Consider the following 25,193-nt stretch of genomic DNA (forward strand, 5'->3'; position numbering starts at 1 on the left):
AATTAAAACTCACTGAATTCAAATTGTTGCCAACCCTTAGTGATAACATTTAATGTCGATTTTTCATCACTTGGCATAAGATAAATAAACGTATTATCCAGTCCTACAATGGCAAAGCTTGCCTTACTCATGCTGCCATCATCATTTTGTAATATGAGTTGAGCAAATCCCTGATTATCAGTGGCCAGCAACGCAATATTAGGCACAGCAAATACCTGTTCAGCACTAGATAAAGCAACTTTTACATAAGCTAGTTGCCCTGCTACCGCATTTTGTCCCACTTGAAGACTATCCAATGTGACTTCAATGATAAACATGTTACCTGCACCATTGGTTTTCACTGGAACCTTAGTCACTTTACCTTGTACGTTTTTATCGCCGTTAACACGAACATCAACAGTTTGCCCTATGGTTATGTAACCAATTTCATCGAAGGTCATGCCGACACGAGCAATTAAATTATTGTCAATCGCTGCAACTTCAAGAGCTTGAGTGCCAGGCCCTTGCAATTCATCTAACGCGGCGTACCTAGCTAATACAACCCCATCAAATGGTGCGCGAATTTCAGCTTTTTCTAGGTTGTAATAAGCGATTTGATAGGCTTCACGAGTTATATCCACTTTCGTGTTTGCAACGTCCAAGTCTTGCTGTGACGCTAATTCCGCCTCAATCAGACGCTTAATACGATTAACCTCACGTTTAGCTTGCATCAACTCAGAGTATCGACTGTTTTTGATCGCTTTAAGTTCAGTTGTATCATGACTAGCTAACAAGTCACCTTTTTTAAAGAAATCACCTTCGTCAACAGTTAGTGTGGTCAAGTAGCCAGGTGTTTTAAAAGACAGTTTGTTAGTGCGTTTAAATTCAATTTTGCCTGCGCGAGTTACAAAGCGCTGGTAATCAGTGGCACTAATTTTTTCTACTTCAAATTGCTGTGCCGTAACAGGCATTGAAGTAAAAATTAAAATGATGAAAAAAATGGCAACAGAAAGTTTCATACGATTAAACAAAACGACCTTGTTGGAGTAACACGTATTTATTATAGTGCTACTTTAAGCGTCTGCAGGGCGAAAGTACAACGATTTCATGCGTTTCGTGCAATTATAGTGCAATTTGTTGATAGAAACTTTCCAGATTAAAGTTTTAGCCCTAGACAAGGCTTTTTTTTCACATTAGTATTGCCGCGCTAAGGCAAAGTGCACCCATAGCTCAGCTGGATAGAGCGCTGCCCTCCGGAGGCAGAGGCCGCAGGTTCGACTCCTGCTGGGTGCGCCATTTCAACCATCCCTTTTTTCTTGTTCATTCTAAATCTATGCATATACCGTTGTTCTAAGCGTTGTAAAAAATGCATAAAAGCATGTAATTTTTCTACCTTCTATCGTTGAAATACTACCTCAAACATTACAAACGTTTGTTTTAATTACATTTAAATTCAGGCACACAAGTTGCTCTTCTAGTATTACCTGTTCATTTTGGAAGACAAAACATGCCAGATAAAACAAAACCGCAAATTGTCGTCACAGGACCAGACCAAGGTGGTGCAATCGCATGGTTTTTTACGGCGTTAAGCATTAGATTGGCAGGCGGTCACCCTATTAGAATTACGCCAAACAGTTTTGATAACAAGCTGGATTATGACGCCTACGTGATTGGCGGTGGTGCTGACATTCACCCAGACAATCGCCAAAAAGAACCAGTACCCCAGAGGAGTAAGCGCAGCTTGTTAACCAGAGTAAAAGAAGGGTTACTTTATCCCATGGAGACTTTAAGCCGATTATCCGAGTCTTCATACGATAAACCTCGAGATGAGCTCGAACAAAAATTTATTGATTACGCAGTAGCGCATAACAAACCGTTACTTGGGATTTGCCGCGGCCACCAACTATTAAATTCAAGACTAGGCGGCACCTTGTACACCTCAACACTCGACTTGTTAAACGATAACGCGCGCATCAGAACAGTGCTGCCTCGTAAAACCGTGTTCTACGCCAAAAAAGGCACGTTGATCCATGACATTGCTGGTGACGAACCACTTCCAGTTAACGCCATACATTCACAAGCGGTCGCAAAAACTGGTCACAACCTCGAACAAACCGGCGTTGAACCTGCAGGTATCACACAAGTTATTGAAGCTAAAGATGGGCGTCCATTACTGGGGGTTCAATGGCACCCAGAATACCTGTTTTATCTAAAACAGCATCGTGCAATTTTTAAATGGTTAGTCAATGGAGGACAGTTATGAAAAACATCAATTGGAAAAACTGGCTAATAGCCGCGTCTATTATTGCCGTTGTCGTGGCCATCTACTTTTTCACCCCCGTAAAGGAATTTTTAACCATAGAAAAAGTAACCGAATTAACCGAAGCAGTGCCACAAAACGCTATTACTGCAATTGCTTGTTTAGGACTGTTTATCTTAGGTGGCGCAATGTTGGTGCCAATCCCATTAATGGCATTAGCGGTTAGCCTTATTTTTGATCCTCTATTTGCTGTTGCCATTGTCATACCAGGGTTTGCTTTGGCGAGCAGCTCTGGATATTTGCTTGGTAGATATATAGACCAAGATGCATTTGGTGAAAAATTTGAGCAAAGGCTAGAAAAAATTAATAAAAAGCTCGATGACAAAGGAGTGTGGGCTGTGCTTGCTCTACGAATGGCTCCAACGCCCCCGTTTACTGTCACCAGTATGATCTGTGGCGCACTTAGACTCAATTTCAGATCATATGTAATAGGTTCGGTTATAGGCATTGCCCCCTTAGGTTTAAGTGCAGTTTTCTTTGGCAAAGGTGCAATTGAAATAATGCAAGATCCGTCTGGTATTGCAGCAAGTTTTGTTATTGCAGCCATCGCTTTATTGAGCGTTTATTTTGCAATTAAACATAAACAAAACAAGCAAAGCGACGCCTAGTTTTTAGTTGATTGCAATTGATTAAGGAGATTTGTGATGAAACGTTTTACAGCTCATGGAAAATATAAACTGTGGCTTGAAAACCAAGTTATTGTGCTAGCTGCTGCAGGCGGTTGGAATAAGGAAGCAGCGCAAGAGTTGTTTGAAAGTATAAGCCAATTACTGCCAGCACTTAATGGTAATAAATTCGCCAAATTAGTTGATGCAAGGCAATGGGAGTTAGGTACGCCTGATTTTCAATACTTAACCGAAAGCGCGTTACAAGAGCTGGTAGAGCAAGGTTTAACCCGCGAGGTTTTTATTGTGCAAAAAGGTAGCCTTAAAAAAGATCAGCTCAAGCTGATAACGCCTAAAGACAGCCGATATCAACGTACCTTTGTCGAAACACCTGAACAAGCTATCAATTGGCTAAAAGAGCAAGGATTTAACTGCGTATTGGACAATTCAATGCAATCTCATCTTTGTTTAGCTGAATAACATGGTGGGCTGTGCTTATCACCAAACACGGAGACAATTATGACAGAAGGAAACAAAACAGCTCAAAGCCAAGATTCGTTAGTAACCTTACAAAAGGCTTATGACCTGATTTTTGAAAAGCTGGTATCTTGGGCACATCAGTTGATAGAGCATCTACCAAATTTTGTCTTGGCAACTTTGACGTGCCTACTGTTTTTATTCCTATCAAAAATCATTGGCCGTTTAACCGAGCAGATGGCGTCAAAAGTCATTCACTCACAACAAATAGTCAGTCTACTGACCTCTATCGTCAAAGTTATTGTCATCACAGTAGGCTTTTTTATCGCTTTAAAAATTATTGGTTTGTCAGGTACCGTAACTTCGTTGTTGGCTGGTGCTGGTATTGTTGGTTTAGCAATTGGCTTTGCTTTTCAAGATATGACGGAAAACTTTATTGCTGGTATCGCCATGGGGATCAGAAAACCATTTCAAATTGGTGATGTGATCAAATGCCAAGATGTCTTTGGTACAGTACAAACGATTAATTTGCGAAATACCATAGTGGAAACGTTTTACGGCCAGTATAAAGTGGTTCCCAATAAAATCTTATTTCGTAATACGTTAACCAACTATCACGCGACTCAGCAACGAAAGATTGAAATTGAGGTTGGTATTCCCTATTCACAAGATATTCAATCTGCAGCAGATACCATCACCAATGCACTTAATGAACTAGATTTTGTTATTAATAAAAAGGACACCATAGTGTTTGGTGACGCCTTTAGCGATAGTAGTATCACACTAAAAGTTTGGTTTTGGATTAATTACCCTGGAGAAACCGACTATATACAAGCAAGGCATCAGGGGTTTGTCACAGTAAAACAGGCGCTGGATAACGCCGGAATCAGCGTGCCATTTCCGATCCGCACGTTGGATTTTGCTATCGAAGGCGGAGATACACTAGCAAGCCAACTAAATGCGGTAAATACTGATATAAATAAATCCAAGGACAAACAAGACTAAACGTTTAATTTAGGAGTGATTAACAATGCAGCTTAGCTTGATGACAACAACAGCCTCTAATACTGATTATTTTTCTGGACTAGCACTTGATGTTGAACAACTGACGACAAATGCTATTCCAGTTGCTATCGGATTAGTCTGTTTTGTTTTATTTGTTTTGTTGTCTAGACCACTTTCGCAACTTGCCATAAAACCCTTAGGCTTTGTCAGTAAAAGTAAGCTGTTTACCGTGGTCAGCAGAAGGTTAGTTTCTTTTTTTATCATGATGTTAGGGTTTTATATCTTCTTGAGGTTAGCGGGTTTAACACAGTTTGCGCTTGCGCTGATTAGTGGCACAGGGTTAGCCGGGTTAATAGTTGGTTTTGCCTTTAAAGATATTGCTGAAAATTTTATTTCTAGCCTATTGCTCAGTATTCAAAAGCCGTTTCGTATTGGTGACGTGTTAACAATAGAAAACTACACTGGTGTTGTTGATCAAGTTACATCAAGGGCAACTACAATTGTTGATTTTGATGGAAATCATATTCAGATCCCCAACGCAACCGTTTATAAAAATGTCATTAAAAACTACACCGCAAACCCGAATACTAGAGTGCAATTTACTATAGGCATAGGCTACGATGCATCAGTATCTTATGTGCAAGCGCTCATACTGGATAAGTTACAATCTTACCCTGTGGTATTGAATCAACCGCCAGCACAAGTTCTGGTTGATAACTTAGGTGCATCGACTATTAATTTAACGGTTAGCGTTTGGGTCGACAGCCACGATACTTCGTTACCAAAAGCAAAATCGATGTTGCAAAAAAACATACTACAGTTATTGCTTGACGAAAATATATCTATGCCTGATGACGCAAGAGAGCGCATCATTATCCAAGCGGATCAACAACCCCCTGTACAAGCTATAACAAAGACTTCGCTAGATGAACAGCTTGAGGTGTCGGAAGATTTAAGTTCTGATGTCACAGAAATTAAACGCCAAGCAGATGCAGCACGCTCGCCTGAGGCGGGTGAAAATATTCTTTGATTAGGGATATGAAATGAAGCCAAGTTTACTCAGCGCACAAATTAAAAAGCTACTTGATCTTATTCAAACCAGTTTTTGGTTTGTGCCGGTGTTATGTATTTTTACCTCTTTTCTTGCGGTTTATTTTTGTTATCAGTTAGACAAATCATTGTGGCAAACTAACAATTCAATACTGAAAACGCTTTATAATATTTCACCCGACAATGCCAGTAGCCTGCTTTCTAGCATTGCCACTTCAGTCATCACCATGACAAGTATTGCATTTTCCATGATCGTGGTAACACTCACACTAGCTTCATCACAATTTGGTCCACGACTTTTGCGTACCTTTATGCAGGATAAAAAAAATCAATGGGCGTTAGGTAGTTTAGTTGCCACATTCAGTTACTGTTTGGCACTGATACGACTGGCCAGTACCAATCAAGATTCAGGTTTTGTCCCGGGTATTGGATTAACACTTGCATCAATACTCGCTGTGATTGCAGTATTTATCTTAGTGTTTTTAATTCATCATGTAGCCGTTTCGATTCAAGCAGAAAGTGTCGTCGCTCAATGCTGGCAATGCTTAAAAAAAGACATCGACCGATTATTTCCAGCAGCACAAAACAAAGAGCAGCACAGTCATCATACCTTGGTGTGGGACAAAAATTTATCGCCTCATCCGCTGATCAGCCAACACAATGGCTATATTCAGCTTATTGACTATCAGGGACTAATGGCAGCGCTAGAACAACATCATGCTGGCGCAGAGCTAGATATAAAATCAGGGAATTACGTTATTGCCGGACAATGTATTGGCACCTTATATTGGCCTGATGATAAGCAAGAGCAACCACCAAAAGACTTACTAAACTCACATTTGGTATCAGGTAAAAATAGAACGCCTATTCAAGATCCAGAATTTGCCATCAACCAGCTGGTTGAAATCGCACTAAGAGCATTATCGCCAAGTATTAATGACCCTTTTACCGCTATTTTGTGTATTAATCGTTTAGGCAGTGCGTTACGTAAAACTGCTGAGCGCAGCTTTCCTGAGACCTTACTTTTTGATTCAAACAACACCATTAGAATCAAACGCAATGTTGTTGATTACCAAGGTTTAGTAAAAGCAGCATGTGACCAAATACGACAAAACAGCATGCCGCATCCAAGCGTGGTGATAGCATTTATTGACATGCTGACGCAAGTTGCAACAAATTTAAAGCGAGTTAATTATCAACATGCGCTAGTAGAACAAGCACAGATGATTGTTGATGGTGCCTGTAACGACAAACTACACCCTAATGACCAACAAGATATTATCTCAAAGTTACAAACCATACATGCTGCTGTTAACAGTAACCATTAGGGTTTTGTGATTGCCACCGCCAAGTATCAACCATCATATCTTTTAAAGATTTTACAGGTTGCCAACCTAGCTCTGTGCGCGCTTTACTGGCATCAGCCCAAAATGCAGCTAAATCACCTTGTCGTTTTGCTGCAAACTCATAACAAACTTTTTGCCCAGTAAACTGCTCAAAACCTTGGACAATATCTAAAACCGATAACGGATTTCCGGTTCCGAGGTTAAAAGCGTCACAGCAACCGTTCACTTGTTTGTCTAGCCAAGCTAACGCATCGATATGCCCATTGGCCAAATCCGTTACATGAATATAATCACGTAAACACGTCCCGTCTTTTGTCGGATAGTCATTGCCAAATATTGATAGTTTTTCTCGCTTACCTACCGCTACTTGAGAGACAAAAGGCATTAAATTGTTTGGAATACCATTAGGATCTTCACCAATTAAGCCACTGACATCAGCGCCAATAGGATTAAAATAGCGTAAACTAGCTACTTTAAATTGCTCTTGGGCACGGCAAATATCTTGTAGTATCTGCTCAACAATTGCTTTTGATTTGCCATAAGGGCTCGAGGGGCTCCCTATTGCCTGCTCTTCATGATACGGCGGCGGATTTTGTTCACCATAAACGGTTGCAGAAGAGCTAAAAACCAATGTTTTGACACCAGACTCTTGCATGACCTCTAACAAGGTCATGGTACCTTGAATATTGTTTTGATAATAAGTTAGTGGTTTGTCATTGGATTCCCCAACAGCCTTTAATCCAGCAAAATGAATAACTGCATCAATGTTATATTGTTGAAAAACATTACCTAACTCGGCTTTATCTCGAATATCCACTTGGGCAAATGAAAGCGCTTTACCAGCAAGTTGCTGCACCCTAACTAATGCTTGCTCGGATGAATTACAAAGATTATCAACCACCACCACATCATAACCCCTTGTCAAAAGCGCTAAAACGGTATGACTGCCAATATAGCCTGCTCCACCAGTTACTAAAATAGTCACGATATCCTCCCTAATTCACGGTTAATATGCCTGCACCGTTTTCTGCCGTGCAAACAAAGGTTTCAGCTACTAAACCAGTTAGTGTGTAATAGTCTTTTTCAATAGCTTTAATCGTACCGGCCACCAATTCCTTTGGCATAACGGCAACAACACAACCACCAAATCCACCACCGGTCATCCGTACTCCCCCCAATTCACCTATTGCTTGTTTGATGATATCAACCAAAGTGTCGATTTCCGGCACGGTTATTTCAAAATCGTCGCGCATTGATGCATGTGACTGCGACATCAACGCTTGTAGCGTTAACATATCACCATTGGCCATTGCTATAGCCGCATCTAGTGTACGTTGATTTTCAGTGACAACATGTTTTGCACGTTTTGCGGTTACACTATCTAGTTTATGCTGATTGACTTCAAACGTCGCAATATCTAAGTCTCGCAAAGCAAGAACACCTAAGGTTTTAGCCGCTTTTTCACACTGCATACGACGCGTGTTGTATTCGCTATCAACTAAGCCGCGCTTTTTATTCGAATTTACAATAAGAACAGACCAGGTTGTAGGTAACGGGACTGGAGTAACTTCGAGGCTGCGACAATCGATCAGCGAGGCATGATTCGCTAGGGCTTGTGCAGAAATGAGCTGATCCATAATGCCACAGTTGCAGCCAACAAATTGATTTTCAGCCTCTTGCCCGTTTAAAGCAATGTCTGTTTGACTGATGTCCAACTGGTAAAGAACCTTAAACGTTTGAGCTATCGCCACCTCAAGAGAAGCTGATGAACTTAGACCAGTGCCCTGTGGAATATCGCCTGTAACAACAATATCTGCCCCACGAAATTGATAACCACGTTGTTTCAAGTGTTTTACCACACCACGAATATAGTTAGCCCATTGCTGATGGCTTGCTTTAATCGGAGCATCGAGAGAAAACGCATCTGGTGCTTGGTTGTAATCACAAGCAACCACATTAACTAAGCCATCATCACGTTTAGTGGCGCACACCACAGTTTTAAAGTTAATCGCACAAGGCAAAACAAAACCGTCGTTATAATCGGTATGCTCTCCAATTAAATTAACGCGACCTGGGGCTTGCACAACAAATGCAGCTGGCGCTGAAAAGTGTTGCTCAAACAAATGTTGAGCTCGAGATATAATAGATGTCATTTACTTTACCTCGCCACTTTGTAGTGTTGTTCAGGTAGCTCACGTAGACGTTGTGCAGCCTGTTCAGGTGTTAGATCACGTTGTGCTTCTGCCATCATTTCATAGCCCACCATAAACTTTCTTACTGTAGCAGAGCGCAATAGTGGCGGGAAAAAGCTTGCATGTAAGGTCCATTCAGGATGTTGCGCACCATCATAGGGAGCGCCATGCCAGCCCATAGAATATGGAAAAGAACAATTAAACAAATTATCGTATCGTATGGTCACCTTTTGAATAATATCAGCCAGTGTTGTTTGTTGTGCCGATGACAATTCAGTCATGCGTGTCACAGCAAATTTAGGTAACAATAAGGTTTCAAACGGCCAACTTGCCCAATAGGGTACAACGACCATCCAGTCTTGATTTTCAACCACAATACGTTCCAACGCACTGGCTTCTTTTGCTACGTAATCTTGTAGCATTGAACGACCATATTTTTGATGATACGCCGTTTGTGCTTGTTGCTTTTTCTCAACAATACTGGGCAAATACTGCTGCGCCCAAATTTGTCCGTGTGGATGTGGATTTGAACACCCCATTACTGCACCTTTGTTTTCAAACACTTGAACCCAATGATATTTACGTCCGAGTTCTTCACATTGCTTTTGCCAGGTTTTCACCACTTCTGTGATCTCTGCAACTGATAATTCAGGCAAGGTTTTACTGTGATCAGGTGAGAAACAAATTACTCGACTTTCACCTTGTTCAGTATGCATACGAAATAAGGGATCTTCGACGTCAACAATGGGGGTGTCGGGCTTTAAAGCGGCAAAATCATTGGTAAAAACATACGTGCTTTCATATTTGGCGTTGATCTCACCATTTATGCGAGTGTTTCCAGAACAAAGATAACAGGTATCGTCATACGCAGCTTTTACTTCTTCATCGCTTGATTCTACTTGCCCCTGCCAAGGGCGCTTAGCACGATGAGGTGAAACCAACACCCAATCATTTGTTAAAGGATTAAAGCGTCTGTGTGGATGTTCAGTGGGGTCAAATTTACCAGTCATAATTGTCAGTTCAAAATCACTAATGGCAAAAATGTAAACGTTTACCCTTAATTTTTCAACCCAATACTTCAGATTAAATAGATATTTTAAGAGATTATTTGTGTAAACTTACTTTTATACCTGAAACTAACATCATAAAAATGTAAACATTTACCCATGACGACAATAAAAGATGTTGCTCAAAAGGCTGGCGTTTCCGTTGCAACTGTATCTCGTGTAGTAAACAACGGACCAAAAGTCAGTAAAAAAACTATTGCACACGTTAAACAAGTGATGACGGAACTAGGTTATACACCTAACGCCAATGCAAGAGCGCTAGTTACACAAAAAAGTTCCACAGTAGGCGTGGTTATTCCAGAGCTTACCGATCCTTTTTTTGCCTCATTGGCAGGCGGTGTTGAGCAGGTTGCCCGCGCTTACAAACGACAATTGTTGTTAAGTACCGGACAAATCAGTGCCGATGCAGAGCTGAAAGCTATCCAACTACTCATTGAACGACAATGTGATGTTATTGTGGTACACAGCAAGTTTTTAGATGACGACACCTTAATTAACTTAAGCCAACAAATTAAAGGATTAGTCATCATTGACCGCTTTATTCCTGCTATTGCTCAGCGCTGTGTTTGGTTAGATAACCAAGAGGGAGGGAAAACCGCTGCGAGACACTTCGTTACACTAGGGCACCAAAGTTTTGCCTGTATTAGCAGTAATTATCAAATTGAAGATCCAAGTTTACGACTTAACGGCTTTAGGCAAGGCTTAGAAAGTGCAAATTTTAACTTAATTGCAGAATTAACCAGTTTCAGCGAGCCTACATTGCGAGGCGGAGAATTAGCAACTCAAAAACTTCTCGCTTCTAATCATCAATTTAGTGCGTTATTTGTATATAACGATGCGATGGCCATTGGGGCTATTTCAACACTAGAAGATAACGGGTTTAGGGTTCCTCAGGATATTTCAGTAATAGGGTTTGACGACGTATTATTATCTCGTTACTCAAGACCTAAACTAACCACCATGCATTACCCAATTGAACAAATGGCACAACAGGCAGCTGAACTGGCCATTGCGCTGGCTACAAACTCTCACGAAACGATTAATTCACAAGGTATTAAGCATGTGCCGCGTTTGGTCAAACGAGAATCAACAGCAAGCTATACTACCATTTGAAATAAATAAAAAACCCGCTGATATCAGCGGGTTTTTTTATCGATATTGTTACCACCAAGTTGCATACAGCGCAGTAAGTATGATGGCAACTCCTAAACCAGCAATATTAAAGCCGCTGCTGGTTGTAAAGCTGACTTGATCTAAGTTTACACTTTCGTTGTTATCCTGCCCTTTTCCGATGAGTGAAACCACAACACATAATATTAAGCAAAGTAAAAATACTAAGCCTACTCTGTCCATAAAAGGTAACTCCGGCCAGTACATTTTCAACGCCAACGAAAATACCGCTGAACCAATCGCTGCCGACAATGCACCCGCAGAGCTGGCTTTCGACCAAAACATCCCCATGACAAAAATCACTACAATGCCAGGTGTAAAGAAGCCTGTAAATTCTTGGATATATTGGAAAGCTTGATCAAATTTACCTAATAACGGTTCAGCGACAATCAGAGCAATTGCCAATGAAAGTAAAGCGGCAATACGGCCTGTGTGAACATAGTGGCGCTGTGTTTTACCCGGCTTTAACTTAGCATAAATGTCCATGGTAAAAATGGTAGAAATACTGTTTGTCATAGAGGCCAATGAAGAAACAATTGCCGCCACTAATGCTGCAAAGATAAGCCCTTTGACACCAACTGGCATTAACGACATCATCGATGGATAAGCTTGATCAGGTGCGCTTAGATTAGGATATAAAACAACCGCTGCTATCCCTGGCAGTACAACGATAATAGGCATTAGCAATTTTAGATAAGCAGCAAAGGCAATACCTTTTTGCGCTTCTTTAATATCTTTTGCTGCTAGCGCACGTTGAATAATGTATTGGTTAAAGCCCCAATAGCTAAGATTCATGATCCACATACCCCCAATTAACACTGAGATACCCGGTAAACTCATATAATGTTCATTATCAGGACTTAAGATCATGTCAAAATGCCCTGGCATTTGTTCTGTTAATACACCAAAGCCAGCTAATACTCCTTGACCGTCTGACACAGCATCTAACGCTAAATAACTTAAAAACAAGCCGCCAAAAACTAACAAAACCACTTGTAAAATATCGGTATATGCAACTGCTTTTAAGCCGCCATAAAGAGAGTAGGCAATCGAAAATACGGCTAAGAATATCATGCCAAACATCCAATCAATTCCGGCCACGGTTTCAATCGCTAAACCACCCAACCAAAGAACCGCCGTTAGATTGACAAAAATATAAACCGCCAACCAAAACAATGCTAATGTTGTTTTAACACGCGTATCGAATCGCTGTTCTAAATACTGAGGCATGGTATAAATGCCATTTTTTAAAAAAATTGGCAGCATGTATTTACCAACAATAATCAGGGTTATCGCTGCCATCCATTCATATGATGCAATTGCTAAACCCAAAGCATAACCTGAGCCTGACATACCTATGATTTGCTCGGCAGATATATTAGATGCAATAAGTGACGCACCAATTGCCCACCACGGTAAAGCTTTACTTGCTAAAAAGTAGTCTTCGGTATTTTTGCCGCCCTGTTTGTCCTCTCTAGAAATCCAGAGTGCCAGTATCAACAAACCCAGCACATAGGCTATAAAAATGCCTATGTCTAAAGTATCAAGTTTCATTTACTTCCCCTAAAACGTTAGTTTTTTGTTGTCGTTGTTATTTTATTCAGCATAAATAAATGCGCGGCACTCCAGCTGAAATTAGTTGCCCCCTGCATTTCACCTGTCAGCGGGTTATAGTTTTCTCGTATCGCTGAATCACCAGCCAATCCTTGTGCGTTTTGCAAAAGTTTATCTACCATATTGTTAGCCTCTGCATGGTAACCATAGTTTTCAAGTGCTTTAACAGCAAAATAAAACTGATCTAGCCATACCCGCCCTCGCCAATAAATGTCTTGATGAAACGCAGGATTGCTTTGGGCTGCTGTTGGAAATGGTACTAAGGTATTAAACTGTGCTGTATCGAGCATATTTTTCACCACTTGCTTAGCTTGTGTCTTTTCAGCAATCCCTGCCCAAAGTGGGCTCCAGCCTTCAGGACCCATACCTCGTTGCGTTAATAATTTACCTTGGCATTCATATTTAGCTAAAGGTGTTTCATTAATCTGTAAGTCATAATAAAAGCCGGTAGTTTGATCAAAAAAGCATGTGTTAATCACATTGGTTAATCTGTCGATATCCTTGCGTAGAGATTGTCCTAACGACTTTTTACCCAGCAAGTTTGCCATGTCTGCTAAGATTTTCTTTTCCTTTACAAGGTAGGCATTAAGCTCTACTGATTCTTGATCTATTGAAAACCCTAATAATTCGCCTTTATTGTCTCTATTTTCAAAAAATCTTACTTGCCAATCTTTTTGCGCCTTAGTTAACTTGCCTTGGTATTGTTTATTTGCGTATTGCGTGAGTTGATCAGGTGCGATAAAACCAAAGCGTGCCGCATTGTCCATGCCCGACTCCCAACCAGCGCCATGCTGTGCACCTATATCTAATTCGCTGTAAATATTATCTTTTAATACTTTTTCATATTGTTCCATACCATGACAGCTTAACCATTCACCATCTAGCTGACATTGTTTTGTATAAGCTGCTGGATTTTTTGTTTTAAATTTAAAGTGAATTCGACCCTGTTCATCATTATGAAAACGATGGCGTGTAGCACCATATTCAACCAAACCATTTTGATTGTGATCTCGATTGCGATACCACCACTGATGATAGGCAAGCAAGGGCTCAAACATTTCGGCAACAAAGGCGGTATCTTTTGTTGCCAAATACACTTCCCATACAGCCCAAGCCGCTAACGGCGGTTTTGTATTTCGCTCATTCCAATTGCCACCGTCGCCACCACGTGGTTTATCTTTATTATAAAAAACCGCATCAATCACCATGCCTTCATCTTGAGGCCTTACAGCGTCTTGTGGTGTAACTTGGTAATCAAACATTGCGCGAATATTGTCTTTTGCCACTTCAGGCGCAAAGTGCGACATAGCATAGGCATGTTTCCAGGTATCCCATGCCCATACACCATTAAACCACCTCGCCGTGACTGAAGGGGTAACACCATGATGTTGCAGCGCCCCAGCAGGGCTTCGCCAATTACCTACTAATGTTTCTATGGCTTTTACACTTAGGTTTTTACGTTTTTCACTCTCGGTGGGAATAGAGGCTAGGTAGTTTTGCCATCTTTTTTGAGAGGCAGTGATATACTGCTCAGGCGCCGCCATGACCGCGCGAATGTCTCGCTCTACTTTGTTATGTTCTTGTTTGTTATGCGTATAACTTTGTGTTGTATAGACGGTTTTACTGGCAAGTGATGCAATGTCGATATTTGTTTTGCTGCGATAAGAAAGTGCTGCATTATCGATAGCAGTTGTTGTCGTCATTGACCGAGCAATCTGATAACGAGATTGGCCTGACATCATCATATTCCATGTACTTCTGACACGTGAGAAATTAATGGTTAGGCCCAATTCTGTTTGCTCTATTTGCCTAGTCCAATCCGGAAACTTTGCTAAAACAGCCGTATCAGGTGTCCATTGTTGCAATAATTGACCTGTCCACTGCAAGGTAAATGACTTTGTTTGATTTGTTTTATTATGAATGCGAGCACTTGTTAAAGATATTCTGTCGGTGACAAAAGATAGGGAAATGACCACAGTTAATTCGTCATTATCATAACGTTGTTCAAGGTGACCCGGCGATGCGGTATGGCTGTAGTTAAAATTACGCCAATCCAAAACTTGTCCATTAACACCATCGATTAACTTTAACTGCTCTAACTGTTTGGCGATATACACCCCGTATTCTTCTGCGATGACCATAGGTCCTGTAAAACCACCAAACTCTGAAGCCTTTTGTGGTAGTAAAAAGCCGTGCCAGCTCCCCAAGTCAAACAGCGGGTTGTATTGCTGGTTGCCATATTGATCGAAGTCTTGGTGAGCCTTTGGCGTACCCTTACGGTCAATAACATTCTTATATTCAGCAGCTGACGTTTTTACCGATAACAACGAATAAAGCGCGACGCTCAGCAATATCACTAACTTGTTCATTACAACCTCATTAAGAGAATACTCAAGGCCAATTTTTGCCTGGCTTTAAAATATCCCATTTATACTATATATTGTATATTACTTCATATTTTAGTGAGAAAGTAAATGATTAAATCTGTTGTTGTACTCGGTGGAGGTAGTGCTGGATGGCTCACTGCAAGTTTAATTGCGGCGAAACATCACGATAAACACTCCCCTTTTCAAGTTACACTAATTGAATCGCCAAACATTCCCACTATAGGAGTCGGTGAAGGCACTTGGCCAACTATGGTGAATACATTACAACAATTAGGTATTAGCGAACTGACTTTTTTACAGCGCTGTGACGCCTCTTTTAAACAAGCGTCTAAGTTTGTTCATTGGCATACAGGTGAAAAAGATGACTGTTATTACCACCCTTTTACACCGCCAGAATCTTTTGAAGAACTTAGCCTAGTAGAACAATGGCAGCAATCAGAAAAAAATGAAAAATTTGCAGATGCCGTATCAATTCAAGCCAAATTATGTGATGAAAATCGTGCGCCAAAACAACTTAAACTTGGCGACTACAAAACAATAGAAAACTACGGCTATCACCTAGATGCCGGTAAATTTGCGCAATTACTCACTGAGCATGGTGTCAATAAGTTAGGAATCAAACATATTGTTGATGACGTCATTAAAGTGCAAAGTCTGGACAATGGTGATATTGCAGCGCTAGTTACTCAAAATCACGGTGAAATTGCTGGTGATCTATTTATTGATTGCTCAGGGCAAGCTGCTGTTTTAATTGGCCAACATTACAAAATCCCCTTTATCAGCAAAAAAGATGTGCTTTTTATTGATAAAGCCATTGCAACGCAAGTTCCCTATAAAGAAGAGAACGATCCTGTAGCCTCTGCGACCATTTCAACAGCGGAACGAGCTGGGTGGATTTGGGATATCGGCTTACCAAGCCGACGAGGTGTTGGTCATGTTTTCTCGAGCCAATATACCAGTGAAGCACAAGCAAAAGCCGATCTAATCACGTATTTAGAACAGAGTATTGAGTCTCCTGAGCAGCTTACCTTTAAATACTTGGACATTAACCCAGGTTATAGGGAAACCTTTTGGCACAAGAACTGTGTTGCAGTGGGCATGGCATCGGGCTTTTTAGAGCCTCTTGAGGCATCTGCATTAGTCATGGTTGAGCTTGCCGCTAAAACTATTGCATTGCACATGCCTGCACAGCGCTGCGTAATGGACATAGTGGCTAAACGATATAACACTATCATGACGTTTAGATGGCAGCGTATTATCGACTTTTTAAAGCTACATTATGTGTTAAGTGAACGAGATGATAATGAGTTTTGGCGGGCTAATCGTTCAACAGAGACCATTCCCGACTCACTTAGCGAGTTACTTGAACTTTGGCAATGCCAACCACCTGAAAATAATGGTTTCTTAAGCCCATACGATTTGTTTCCTGCCGCTAGCTACCAATACATTTTGTATGGAATGGGGTTTAAAACTAAAACTAACTATTTAAGTTGCACACAACAAAAGCAAAGTGCTGCTCAAAATGCCCTTAACAAGGTATGTGCCCGTAAACAAAAAGTTCTGCCGTTATTACCTACTAATCGTGCAATACTCAATGAAATTTGCACACAAGAGCGAAGTTTTACATTAGACGTATCAGCAGATCAAAGTTCTCATTGGCAATTGTTAACTAATATGAAAATTGAACACATCTGCCAAGAACTTCCTGTGTTTTTTAAGCGGCAAAAGAATAACAGCTTTGTTCCTATCGCATTATCACATCTAACATACAAAACATTGACGGATAAACCTAAAAGCAAGGCCATACTCACTAATGAACTTGCTACATACCATAATAAAGAAACACTCGCAGTTGAAAAGCTAGAGTCATTACTTGAACCTGCAAAGCTTGATATTACGTTAAACGATAACAGTAATATTGCGGTATTAGGTTTATATGTCGTTAATCAAAAACAGTGGCAACAACATGATGTTAAAGCCTGTTTTACTGCTCAACAGCAACAGCTGATAGACCAGATTATTGCATCAATCTCTCATGTCCCTAAGTTGATAGACAGGGAAAACCTGGTTCGGCAAAAGTAATAAAAAAACCGCTTAGCTTTACAACTAAGCGGTGGCTTAAACCTACCAATGATTAAACAACATGGTATGTCACTACAGTGCCAAGAGAAGAGAAACTAGACGAGCTTTTCCAGTGTTGTTGGTTGTCCAAGTGCCGCCAATCTGTCTAACCATTTTTGCGCTATCAATGCTTGGCTTGGAGCCGCATGCACACCTGAGGCTACTTCACCATTAAGTACTGATTCAATGCCTAACACAACTGGTAACGATACCAGTCTGGCCATTGCTTGGCCGTTATTATTGCCTACTGCATCCATGAAATAACGCTGATGCCACACTGTGTTACCGTCCTGTTGAGCCTCAAGCTCTACTGACATCACAACGCGATCAGCCTCGCCCTTTTCGTAACTGTATTTTTGTTCAAGTTCTTCACTTATTTCAGTGAGTTTTTCCAAACCTTGCTCACCTTGCAACGTCTCTACTTGATCAAATAAATATTGCCAAGCGTCAGACCAACCAGCTAAACGTAACGTGCCTCGAACAAATTCTTCAATTTGCCAATTAGGCTCAAATTCATATTGACTGATAAAAGGTATCGAATCGCGATTTGGATAAGCTTGAAACGTTTCATTGGCTGAGCTGATATGAATGTCTTTCAACGCCTGCCATGGACCTGTTGACGTATTTTCCTCGCCATTTTCCAACCATTTTGCCGGAGAGGTTAACGCTTTTAAAACGCCTAATGGAGACCAGCTAAACTTGTATTTAAAGTCGTTCGCGATTTTAGGAAAACCGCCACAATAGGAGCGAAAAAACAGTTTAACATCAGCGGGATCAATACCACTGCGCTTAAATTGATCGACCAGTAAATGGGCAAATAGGTGGTCGATACCAGGATCTAAGCCAATCTCATTGATAAAACTCAGGCCTTGCTCTTTTGCTAAATCGTCTAGAGCTCTCATTTCTGGCGAAATATAGCTGCTAGAAGCAAAATGAGCTCCTTTTTGCAAACATAGCTGTGCTACCTCAACATGCTTAGTGGCAGGCAACATAGACACTAAAATATCACCTGCGTTAACCTGTTCAGTTAAAGCAGCCCAATCTAATTGCTGCAAATTGCACTCTATATTGGCTTCTGCCAGCATTTTTTTCGCCTTATCTAAACGACGATTCCAAACAACTAGTTTATGGGTAGATTGTGATAAGTGCTTGATTCCTGGTGTTGAAGAAAGGCCAACACCTAGCCAATGAATTGTAGGAGTCATTTTTACGTTTCTCTTATAAATGCTGTATGTTTTGCTGGTAAATCGCGAGTGCCTTCTGCCATACAGGACGCGATAATTCGTTTAGGCTTAACAAATAGGGGACGAGTTGCTCACCGTAATCTTCACTACTCTCTTTTGGCAAAAGAGACGGTAAATGATCTATAGCGATCAAATGCAAACTATTATTGCCTGCCATCACTTCGATGGTTGGATCACTAAAAGATGTGCAGTGGTCATAAATGCGAATGGGGTTGTAGTCACCGTATGGATCACAACTTACATCGGCTATAACGCTGAGCTTACGCTCTGCACAATCAAGTGAAGACATGGTTACAAAAGGTGGTAAGTCTTGATTAACCAAAACACAATTTACCAGTACATCTGCCTGATTAATTTCTTCAAATGGCCCACCTTTTGCCGTTTCCGCCATATCCCACGCAATCGTGGTTAACTGCAAGGCATTAGCCAACGCCAAGGCACCACAACCGCTGCGACCTTTAGCACCAATGATCATCACTTTGGGTTTTTGCGGACATAGGTTCAATACCTTACTAACCTGTTCAATCAATTGAGACTTTTCCGCATAAGAATGAATTGATGGTAACACTTGTTGATCAAGCTGCTTGTTTGCCCACGCCCATACAGCTAGAGCTGCACCAGCAAAACCTGCCCAATAACCAAAGGCAGCGATGCGTCGTTGATTTTCATCAACTAAAAATTCCAAGTCATAGAGTTGTCCATCGCCTTGTTTAAAGCGCGATAAAATGGCGTTGGCTCCTGATTGCTGTTTATAGGCGTGTGCAAAATAAATATGTTTATGAACCAAGGGAAACGTATCATCTGGCAGTTCCTTTAGTCCCAAAATAAAAGCATTATCGGGTGCTTGGCGCCAACTCCCTTGCGCGACAATCTCACAACCCAGGTTGCGATATTGTTCAATATCAAAAATATTTTGCTGCCCATGTTCTACCGACACTTTAAAGCCGGCGTCAATCAAGGTTTTAGCGCCTTTAGGAGTAAGTGCTGTACGCTGCTCCTGAGGTTTAGTTTCGGCGCGTAACCACAGATGTGTTTGACTCATAGAAATATTTACTTCTCGTCTAATCTTTTGTGTTTAAAGTGAATAAAAATCAGCGAGCTCTTCAATGTTTTTCGATTAGCTCGCTGACTTTATTTAGTTATTAACGCGGTTTAGAAGTTGCCACGGATACCAAGCGAGTATCTAGGGCCTGTTTCTGTCACGGTTAATGTTTGGTTCGCATGTTCTGCATTTTTGATATACAACTCGTTGGTCACGTTGATACCTTCAAAAAATACCGTTAGGTTTTCATTGATATCGTAGCTACCACTTATATCTACTTGTTTATAGTCATCAACGTAATGACCATCACGCCAAGATTGTGGCTTCGACTGCATAAAGCGGTCACGATTGTTGTAAGCAATACGGAACTGGAACTCGTCTTTTTCGTAGAATAAAATGAGGTTTTGTGAATCACTTAAACCGATTAATGGAAGTTTTTCAGCGCCTTTATCTGCGGTTGACTCACTGTCAACAAAAGTCATGTTGGCAATAAAACCAAGACCATCAAATGGCGCAGGTAAATTGGTAAACATGTGCTGAACCGCAATTTCAAGCCCTTCAATTTCAGTGCTGTCTTCATTAATTGGGCGAGACATTTTGTAGGTATATGTACCACTAGGCAGGGTCACGATTTCTTCAGACTCCCCATATCCTAGATAACCATCAACATCTTTGGTAAATCCAGCAATTGCAGCATAACTGCCTTCTTGGTAATACCACTCTAATGTAAAGTCGATGTTTGTTGATTCAAATGGATTCAATTTAGGGTTACTGCCTGAACCAAATAGCTTATCAGCAGGACCATCACCATAGCTCGACAGTGGAGACATTTCTGCTAATTCAGGGCGAGTAATACTCTTTGACCACGCTAAACGTGCAACAATATCGTCAGTAAGCTCTAATTTACCATTTAAGCTTGGTAGCAGATTGCTGTAATCATGGCTAACGGTAACTGGAACATAGTCATCAGAAGTTATCGCTCTGAATTCACCAGGTTTTTCGTTTGATGGTACTAAATCAAGCAAGGCGACTTGGTTACCTACTGACTCACTTTCAGTACGTACGTAACGCAAACCCGCCACAATAGACCATGGCATGTCGCTAACTTCGCCTTCAAAATAGAAGTCTGTGTACAACGACATAAGTTTTTCATTCACTTCATAAGCCGTCGGATCATCAACCATAGCAAAACCTGCTCGGTTAAATATTGCACGTACTGCATCTGGATCATCTAGTTGTGCAATGGCGTCTTCTGTTGAAAGGAACGCAAAAATATCATCAGAATTAAACGTTGGCCAAGACTGTGTTGGGTTCCCCGACCCGCCAGATAAGAAACCATCAGCATTATAAATATTGAGTAGCTCAGCTGGTAAAGGGATACGTGTGCTGTTATCGGCGTATATCCACGGTAATGGGTTTTCTGTTTCAGCATACGTAGAACCTAAAGTACGATCAGAGTAGTGCGCACCAAAGCCTATTTGTACTAATGGCCCCATTTCAACAATAAAGTCGTTATCAATTTTGGCTTCTAATACTTCGTCTTCAACACGTGTGCCTTGTAAAGATGCCCAACCTGCTGTTAATACATCACCTTCTTTGAAGTTTTCGAAGGTCATGGTCGGCACTAGGTCGCCCGATGTACGATCATAGGTATACTCACCAGGACGACCCGCCACCACGTCAGACCATCCTTTTCCAGGATCGTGTTCAGCTTTTGACGTATTGATATCCGCTGACATCACCCAACTGTCTGTTAACTGCCAGTTCAGGTTTAAACCAAATGCTTTAAGGGTATTATCTGCATCTGATTGACGCACTAAGGTTTCGATAAAGCTGTCTACAAAATCTGCTTTAACCAATGTGTTACTGTCATCTAATACCGGATTTGTAACCTTGCCGGTCTCAAACCACATTGGAAAAACATCTTGGCGATATTTCACATTAAAATCTGAATACAATGCATCAGCAGTAATGGTTACATCTTTACTTGGCTTGTATTGAAGTACTAACGTACCGCTGTTACGCTCGCGTGTTTCTGTTTGTGCAATTTGGTCATAGTTACGAGGGAAATAAACTTCACCGTAGTCCTGACCTTCAAGTAAGTCTTTTGTTTTGTAGTAATAAGCCGTGTTGGCCTGATCGTAACGACTCTCACGTTTGTAGTGAGAAAAAGATGCCAATACACCAAACGTGTCGTCATTGAAGGTTTGGCTTATTAAACCAGAGAACTGAGGGCTTAATTTACCCGTCATATCATCGTATAGCCCCTTCACACTGCCTACCGCTTTAAAGCCTGGGAAATTTAGTGGTTTAACCGTACTAATATCAACCGTCGCACCAATTGCGCCTTCTTGAATTGCCGCTGATTGCGTTTTATGAACTTCAGCACCGTTAATTAATTCAGAAGCTAAGATGTCAAAACTAAAGGCTCTTCCACCACTAGTGGTTGCTAAAGTACGACCATTTAGCAACACTGAGTTAAATTCTGGCCCCATGCCACGTACTGTTATAAGTTGCCCTTCACCACCACTACGATCGATTGAAACACCGGTGATCCTTTGCAGTGATTCAGCAACGTTTTGATCTGGAAATTTACCGATATCTTCCGCAGAAATTGCATCAACTACGTTACCCGCATCTTGTTTAATGCCCACGGAATTAATCAAACTGCCACGAATACCCGTAACGGTGATTACTTCTGGGTCTTTTTCTGATTTTTTTGTTTCTGCTTCTGCTAAGTTCTGATCCGCTAATGCTGTGCCTGTTATCCCTAGGTTTAACATAAGCAGAGAAGTTAGATAACTGAGCTTAAATGGCTTGCCGTTTTTCATGTCTGTTCCTCTGATTATCATGTCATTTGTTCATATGTCTTCGTGCATACTTGTATACTATCGTATTTATAGTATAAATCAGATAATAGTATATTTTTTTAACAGAAGTAAACGGCCAAATATAAAATATACAAACATATTGCATACAAAAAATGTAACACTATGTTTTTTAAAGGTTAAAAATTTTAATGATTTAAAGAATAGAAAGTAAGAGCATTTAGCTCAGGAAATTTTTGCACACAAGTACAAAAGTAAAAATGAAAACAAAGGAAAAAAGCGCATAAAAAATGCGCTATTTCTAGGGGTAATGACGCCCGAAATGCCTTCTAACACTGCTATCGTTATTAAAATGTTCGACGCCGTATTGCAACGTACTGTAAGTACAAGCTATTCAATTAACTTAACTCGCACAGCCCCTCTCGTAATGCCGCAACAAATTTATCAGCATCATTGCGATTAAATACGATAGGCGGCTTAATTTTCAGCACATTATAATAAGGTCCTTCTGTGCTTAGGATAATATGTTTGGCTTTGACAAATTCAACCAGCTTTGCAGTTAGTTCAGTGGCAGGTGTTTTGTTTTCCCGATCTAGTACCAACTCTACACCAATAAACAACCCTAAGCCTCTAACATCACCAATCACATCAAATTCTTGCCGCAGCACGATAAGTTGCTGTTTTAAGTAATGACCAGTTTTGAGTGCGTTTTCTTTAAGTTGCTCCTGCTCAATCACCTCTAATACCGCCATACCTATTGCACATGAAACAGGGTTGCCACCAAAAGTATTAAAGTATTCCATTCCAGTAACAAATGCGTCAGCAATTTCTTGCGTCGTGATGACAGCCGCCATAGGATGGCCATTACCAATAGGTTTGCCTAGGGTCACAATATCCGGCACGACATTTTGTGTTTCAAATGCCCACATATTTGTACCAACACGACCAAACCCAACCTGAACTTCGTCAGCAATACAGACTCCGCCAGCGTCACGAACATACTGGTAAGCCGCTTCAAGATACCCGTCAGGCATTATAATTTGCCCCGCGACTCCTTGTAGAGATTCACAAATAAACATGCCCGGCTTTTTGTTTTGCTGAGCCAGCTCATTTATCACTCGCAATATATCTTGTGCGTATGCCTTTCCAGCTAGCTTGTCTGACGTTTGAAATGAGCCGCGATATGGATCTGGTAACATCACTTTATGCACGTATTTAGGTGCGCCTTCACCGCCGGGGCCGTCAAACTTGTAGGGGCTAGCATTGATACAAGCATTCGTGTTGCCATGATACGCACCGTCAACAGTTAACAACTGCTGTGAACCGGTAAAATTCTTGGCCAAACGAAAAGCGAGTTCATTAGCTTCACTGCCAGAGTTAACAAACATACAAACAGAAAGGGGCTCAGGCATAGTTGCCAACAACTTCTCGGCATAATCGACCAAGTTGTCGTGTAGAAAACGCGTATTGGTGTTTAACTTTGCCATTTGCGCTTGACCCGCTGCAACCACTTTAGGATGACAATGCCCAACGTGACAGACGTTATTAACCATATCAAGATAAGCATTGCCTTGCTCATCATATAAATAGGCACCTTGACCACGTACTATTTTCAATGGCTCTTTAAAGCTTAAACTCAAGGTTTTGCCTAAGTGTTTCTCACGATAGCTTTTAATTGCTTGTTTACTTTTACCCGTATCCGGGTTGATATCGCACGCTACTTTAAGCTGACAGGTCAACGCAAAAAAGTTGTGTTGTTTAAACAATTTAAGTAAGTGCCAAGCAGGCTCTACCGACACCAATAAATATTTGTTATCCGGTTGCTCTTTAATCGCCTTTGCAGCGTTACAAACGCTCGTACATAATCTTAAACAGATGAGATAAATTAATACTTCAAATTCCTCATCATTTAATGGGTAGCGTTTATTAAATCCTGCTACTACACATTTTAAGGTATTGATGGGGTCTTGCTGTGCCATCAAAGCATAAGCTGCAGTTATCGCAAGCTCATTGATCGTATGGCTATAAACCATATCCCCAAAGTCAATTAATCCGGTAATGATCTGAGGGGAAGTTATATCATTTACTAGCAAGTTATGATCATTGGCATCATTGTGAATAACACTACGTGGTAGTTTAGCCAATAATGGCGCAGCATGAGCCTGATATAAATTAAGGAAGTACTCAACAATGACACGCTGTTCTTCTGGTAAAAGGGGCTTTTTTTCCTGACATATGGCATAACCATGCGCTAAATCCCAATCAAAAAACCTAAATGCGCCGGGGTGCTGAAAATCACTTAATCCAACAGTTACCTGTGACATAAACTCACCTAAATTTTGCCAGAGTTTAGGTGAAGTATTTTCTGCTGATATTTGCGCATAAAAGTTGCCAGGCAAAAATGTTAGCACACGCAAATAAAATTGATTGTGCTGATTGTCTTTTATCGGCGTAATTTGCAAACCAACATTGTTTTCAAGCGCTTGTGGCACAGGTATACCTTTAACCGCCAGATGTTGCATTGCCTCATTTTGCATCGCAAGTTCAGTTTCTTTTTCGGCACTATTTGACACTTTGATAACAAATTCATGCTGCTCTGTCGTTAGCAATAAATTTTGATCACAATAGCTTGCCAACGGCTTTAAAGTACCGGACAACTGATAGTGATGTTGCAACAGTGATAACAATATTTCATGGTCAAATGAAGGCGTTATTGAAGTCATTTTATTCTCTTTACCTTGCTCAT

The 25,193-nt window shown here is 40.9% G+C and carries 18 protein-coding genes and 1 tRNA gene; 9 read left to right on the top strand and 10 right to left on the bottom strand.

Translation table 11 applies throughout. The features are described 5' to 3' along the window. Positions 1 to 2: 2 nt before the first annotated feature. Positions 3 to 998: an efflux RND transporter periplasmic adaptor subunit gene (locus tag IE199_RS15215; RefSeq protein ID WP_189772192.1), complete on the bottom strand. Its 996-nt coding sequence runs from the start codon at positions 996 to 998 to the stop codon at positions 3 to 5. A 200-nt stretch (positions 999 to 1,198) separates the two neighbouring features. Here IE199_RS15215 and IE199_RS15220 point away from each other — a divergent pair. From IE199_RS15220 to IE199_RS15250, 7 genes are all read left to right on the top strand, one after another. Next, positions 1,199 to 1,275: transfer RNA gene (locus tag IE199_RS15220), tRNA-Arg, on the top strand. A 211-nt stretch (positions 1,276 to 1,486) separates the two neighbouring features. Next, complete coding sequence (locus IE199_RS15225) at positions 1,487 to 2,242, top strand: gamma-glutamyl-gamma-aminobutyrate hydrolase family protein (protein WP_189772194.1); 756 nt, start codon at positions 1,487 to 1,489, stop codon at positions 2,240 to 2,242. After that, positions 2,239 to 2,907 carry a TVP38/TMEM64 family protein gene (locus IE199_RS15230; protein WP_189772196.1) on the top strand — a complete coding sequence of 223 codons (669 nt, stop codon included), beginning with the start codon at positions 2,239 to 2,241 and terminating at the stop codon, positions 2,905 to 2,907. The genes IE199_RS15225 and IE199_RS15230 overlap by 4 nt, the downstream gene beginning before the upstream one ends. A 36-nt stretch (positions 2,908 to 2,943) precedes the next feature. Continuing rightward, positions 2,944 to 3,384 (top strand): hypothetical protein, encoded by a 441-nt coding sequence (locus IE199_RS15235; protein ID WP_189772198.1) that lies wholly within the window; start codon positions 2,944 to 2,946, stop codon positions 3,382 to 3,384. Positions 3,385 to 3,423: 39 nt separating this feature from the next. Next, on the top strand, positions 3,424 to 4,386 hold the full coding sequence (locus IE199_RS15240; RefSeq protein WP_189772200.1) for a mechanosensitive ion channel family protein: 963 nt from the start codon (positions 3,424 to 3,426) through the stop codon (positions 4,384 to 4,386). 25 nt (positions 4,387 to 4,411) lie between these two features. Next, on the top strand, positions 4,412 to 5,416 hold the full coding sequence (locus tag IE199_RS15245) for a mechanosensitive ion channel family protein (protein WP_189772202.1): 1,005 nt from the start codon (positions 4,412 to 4,414) through the stop codon (positions 5,414 to 5,416). A 13-nt stretch (positions 5,417 to 5,429) separates the two neighbouring features. Continuing rightward, positions 5,430 to 6,764: a DUF2254 domain-containing protein gene (locus IE199_RS15250; RefSeq protein WP_189772204.1), complete on the top strand. Its 1,335-nt coding sequence runs from the start codon at positions 5,430 to 5,432 to the stop codon at positions 6,762 to 6,764. Here IE199_RS15250 and galE read toward each other — a convergent pair. The 3 genes from galE to IE199_RS15265 are packed head-to-tail and all read right to left on the bottom strand — an operon-like array spanning position 6,748 to position 9,984. Beyond that, on the bottom strand, positions 6,748 to 7,770 hold the full coding sequence (gene galE / locus IE199_RS15255) for a UDP-glucose 4-epimerase GalE (protein ID WP_189772566.1): 1,023 nt from the start codon (positions 7,768 to 7,770) through the stop codon (positions 6,748 to 6,750). The genes IE199_RS15250 and galE overlap by 17 nt on opposite strands. Before the next feature lie 7 nt (positions 7,771 to 7,777). Then, on the bottom strand, positions 7,778 to 8,935 hold the full coding sequence (gene galK / locus IE199_RS15260; RefSeq protein ID WP_189772206.1) for a galactokinase: 1,158 nt from the start codon (positions 8,933 to 8,935) through the stop codon (positions 7,778 to 7,780). A 5-nt stretch (positions 8,936 to 8,940) separates the two neighbouring features. After that, entirely contained in the window at positions 8,941 to 9,984 is a 1,044-nt protein-coding gene (locus IE199_RS15265) for a UDP-glucose--hexose-1-phosphate uridylyltransferase (protein WP_189772208.1), read from the bottom strand. Between the two features lie 156 nt (positions 9,985 to 10,140). Here IE199_RS15265 and IE199_RS15270 point away from each other — a divergent pair, with 156 nt between their 5' ends. Next, the gene (locus tag IE199_RS15270) at positions 10,141 to 11,154 is read left to right on the top strand and encodes a LacI family DNA-binding transcriptional regulator (RefSeq protein ID WP_189772210.1); all 1,014 of its coding nucleotides are present in this window, start codon (positions 10,141 to 10,143) and stop codon (positions 11,152 to 11,154) included. A gap of 48 nt (positions 11,155 to 11,202) precedes the next feature. Here IE199_RS15270 and IE199_RS15275 read toward each other — a convergent pair whose 3' ends face one another. Both IE199_RS15275 and ygjK read right to left on the bottom strand, forming a co-directional pair. Continuing rightward, the gene (locus IE199_RS15275; RefSeq protein WP_189772212.1) at positions 11,203 to 12,765 is read right to left on the bottom strand and encodes a sodium/sugar symporter; all 1,563 of its coding nucleotides are present in this window, start codon (positions 12,763 to 12,765) and stop codon (positions 11,203 to 11,205) included. Positions 12,766 to 12,782: 17 nt separating this feature from the next. Then, entirely contained in the window at positions 12,783 to 15,194 is a 2,412-nt protein-coding gene (gene ygjK, locus IE199_RS15280) for an alpha-glucosidase (RefSeq protein ID WP_189772214.1), read from the bottom strand. A gap of 105 nt (positions 15,195 to 15,299) precedes the next feature. Here ygjK and IE199_RS15285 point away from each other — a divergent pair, with 105 nt between their 5' ends. Further along, positions 15,300 to 17,294, top strand: a complete 1,995-nt coding sequence (locus tag IE199_RS15285; RefSeq protein WP_189772216.1) for a tryptophan halogenase family protein — start codon at positions 15,300 to 15,302, stop codon at positions 17,292 to 17,294. Positions 17,295 to 17,389: 95 nt separating this feature from the next. Here IE199_RS15285 and IE199_RS15290 read toward each other — a convergent pair whose 3' ends face one another. The 4 genes from IE199_RS15290 to IE199_RS15305 all read right to left on the bottom strand — a co-directional run bounded on the left by IE199_RS15290 (position 17,390) and on the right by IE199_RS15305 (position 25,170). Further along, positions 17,390 to 18,538 (bottom strand): saccharopine dehydrogenase family protein, encoded by a 1,149-nt coding sequence (locus tag IE199_RS15290; RefSeq protein ID WP_189772218.1) that lies wholly within the window; start codon positions 18,536 to 18,538, stop codon positions 17,390 to 17,392. A gap of 13 nt (positions 18,539 to 18,551) precedes the next feature. Further along, complete coding sequence (locus tag IE199_RS15295) at positions 18,552 to 19,619, bottom strand: saccharopine dehydrogenase (protein ID WP_189772220.1); 1,068 nt, start codon at positions 19,617 to 19,619, stop codon at positions 18,552 to 18,554. Positions 19,620 to 19,729: 110 nt separating this feature from the next. Then, a complete protein-coding gene (locus IE199_RS15300; protein WP_189772222.1) occupies positions 19,730 to 22,450 on the bottom strand; it encodes a TonB-dependent receptor in 2,721 nt (906 codons plus the stop codon). Positions 22,451 to 22,845: 395 nt separating this feature from the next. After that, the gene (locus tag IE199_RS15305) at positions 22,846 to 25,170 is read right to left on the bottom strand and encodes an aminotransferase class III-fold pyridoxal phosphate-dependent enzyme (protein WP_189772224.1); all 2,325 of its coding nucleotides are present in this window, start codon (positions 25,168 to 25,170) and stop codon (positions 22,846 to 22,848) included. Positions 25,171 to 25,193: the final 23 nt, after the last annotated feature.

This window comes from Thalassotalea marina (assembly GCF_014656435.1).
Taxonomy (GTDB): Bacteria; Pseudomonadota; Gammaproteobacteria; order Enterobacterales; family Alteromonadaceae; genus Thalassotalea_C; species Thalassotalea_C marina.

Bases quoted from the DNA above. Each gene is read 5' to 3' on its own strand.
- galK (WP_189772206.1), bottom strand. From the start codon at position 8,935: ATGACATCTATTATATCTCGAGCTCAACATTTGTTTGAGCAACACTTT.
- IE199_RS15235 (WP_189772198.1), top strand. From the start codon at position 2,944: ATGAAACGTTTTACAGCTCATGGAAAATATAAACTGTGGCTTGAAAAC.
- IE199_RS15300 (WP_189772222.1), bottom strand. From the start codon at position 22,450: ATGAAAAACGGCAAGCCATTTAAGCTCAGTTATCTAACTTCTCTGCTT.
- IE199_RS15305 (WP_189772224.1), bottom strand. From the start codon at position 25,170: ATGACTTCAATAACGCCTTCATTTGACCATGAAATATTGTTATCACTG.
- IE199_RS15240 (WP_189772200.1), top strand. From the start codon at position 3,424: ATGACAGAAGGAAACAAAACAGCTCAAAGCCAAGATTCGTTAGTAACC.
- IE199_RS15225 (WP_189772194.1), top strand. From the start codon at position 1,487: ATGCCAGATAAAACAAAACCGCAAATTGTCGTCACAGGACCAGACCAA.
- ygjK (WP_189772214.1), bottom strand. From the start codon at position 15,194: ATGAACAAGTTAGTGATATTGCTGAGCGTCGCGCTTTATTCGTTGTTA.
- IE199_RS15290 (WP_189772218.1), bottom strand. From the start codon at position 18,538: ATGACTCCTACAATTCATTGGCTAGGTGTTGGCCTTTCTTCAACACCA.
- IE199_RS15230 (WP_189772196.1), top strand. From the start codon at position 2,239: ATGAAAAACATCAATTGGAAAAACTGGCTAATAGCCGCGTCTATTATT.
- IE199_RS15295 (WP_189772220.1), bottom strand. From the start codon at position 19,619: ATGAGTCAAACACATCTGTGGTTACGCGCCGAAACTAAACCTCAGGAG.
- IE199_RS15245 (WP_189772202.1), top strand. From the start codon at position 4,412: ATGCAGCTTAGCTTGATGACAACAACAGCCTCTAATACTGATTATTTT.
- IE199_RS15285 (WP_189772216.1), top strand. From the start codon at position 15,300: ATGATTAAATCTGTTGTTGTACTCGGTGGAGGTAGTGCTGGATGGCTC.
- IE199_RS15270 (WP_189772210.1), top strand. From the start codon at position 10,141: ATGACGACAATAAAAGATGTTGCTCAAAAGGCTGGCGTTTCCGTTGCA.
- IE199_RS15275 (WP_189772212.1), bottom strand. From the start codon at position 12,765: ATGAAACTTGATACTTTAGACATAGGCATTTTTATAGCCTATGTGCTG.
- IE199_RS15250 (WP_189772204.1), top strand. From the start codon at position 5,430: ATGAAGCCAAGTTTACTCAGCGCACAAATTAAAAAGCTACTTGATCTT.
- IE199_RS15265 (WP_189772208.1), bottom strand. From the start codon at position 9,984: ATGACTGGTAAATTTGACCCCACTGAACATCCACACAGACGCTTTAAT.
- IE199_RS15215 (WP_189772192.1), bottom strand. From the start codon at position 998: ATGAAACTTTCTGTTGCCATTTTTTTCATCATTTTAATTTTTACTTCA.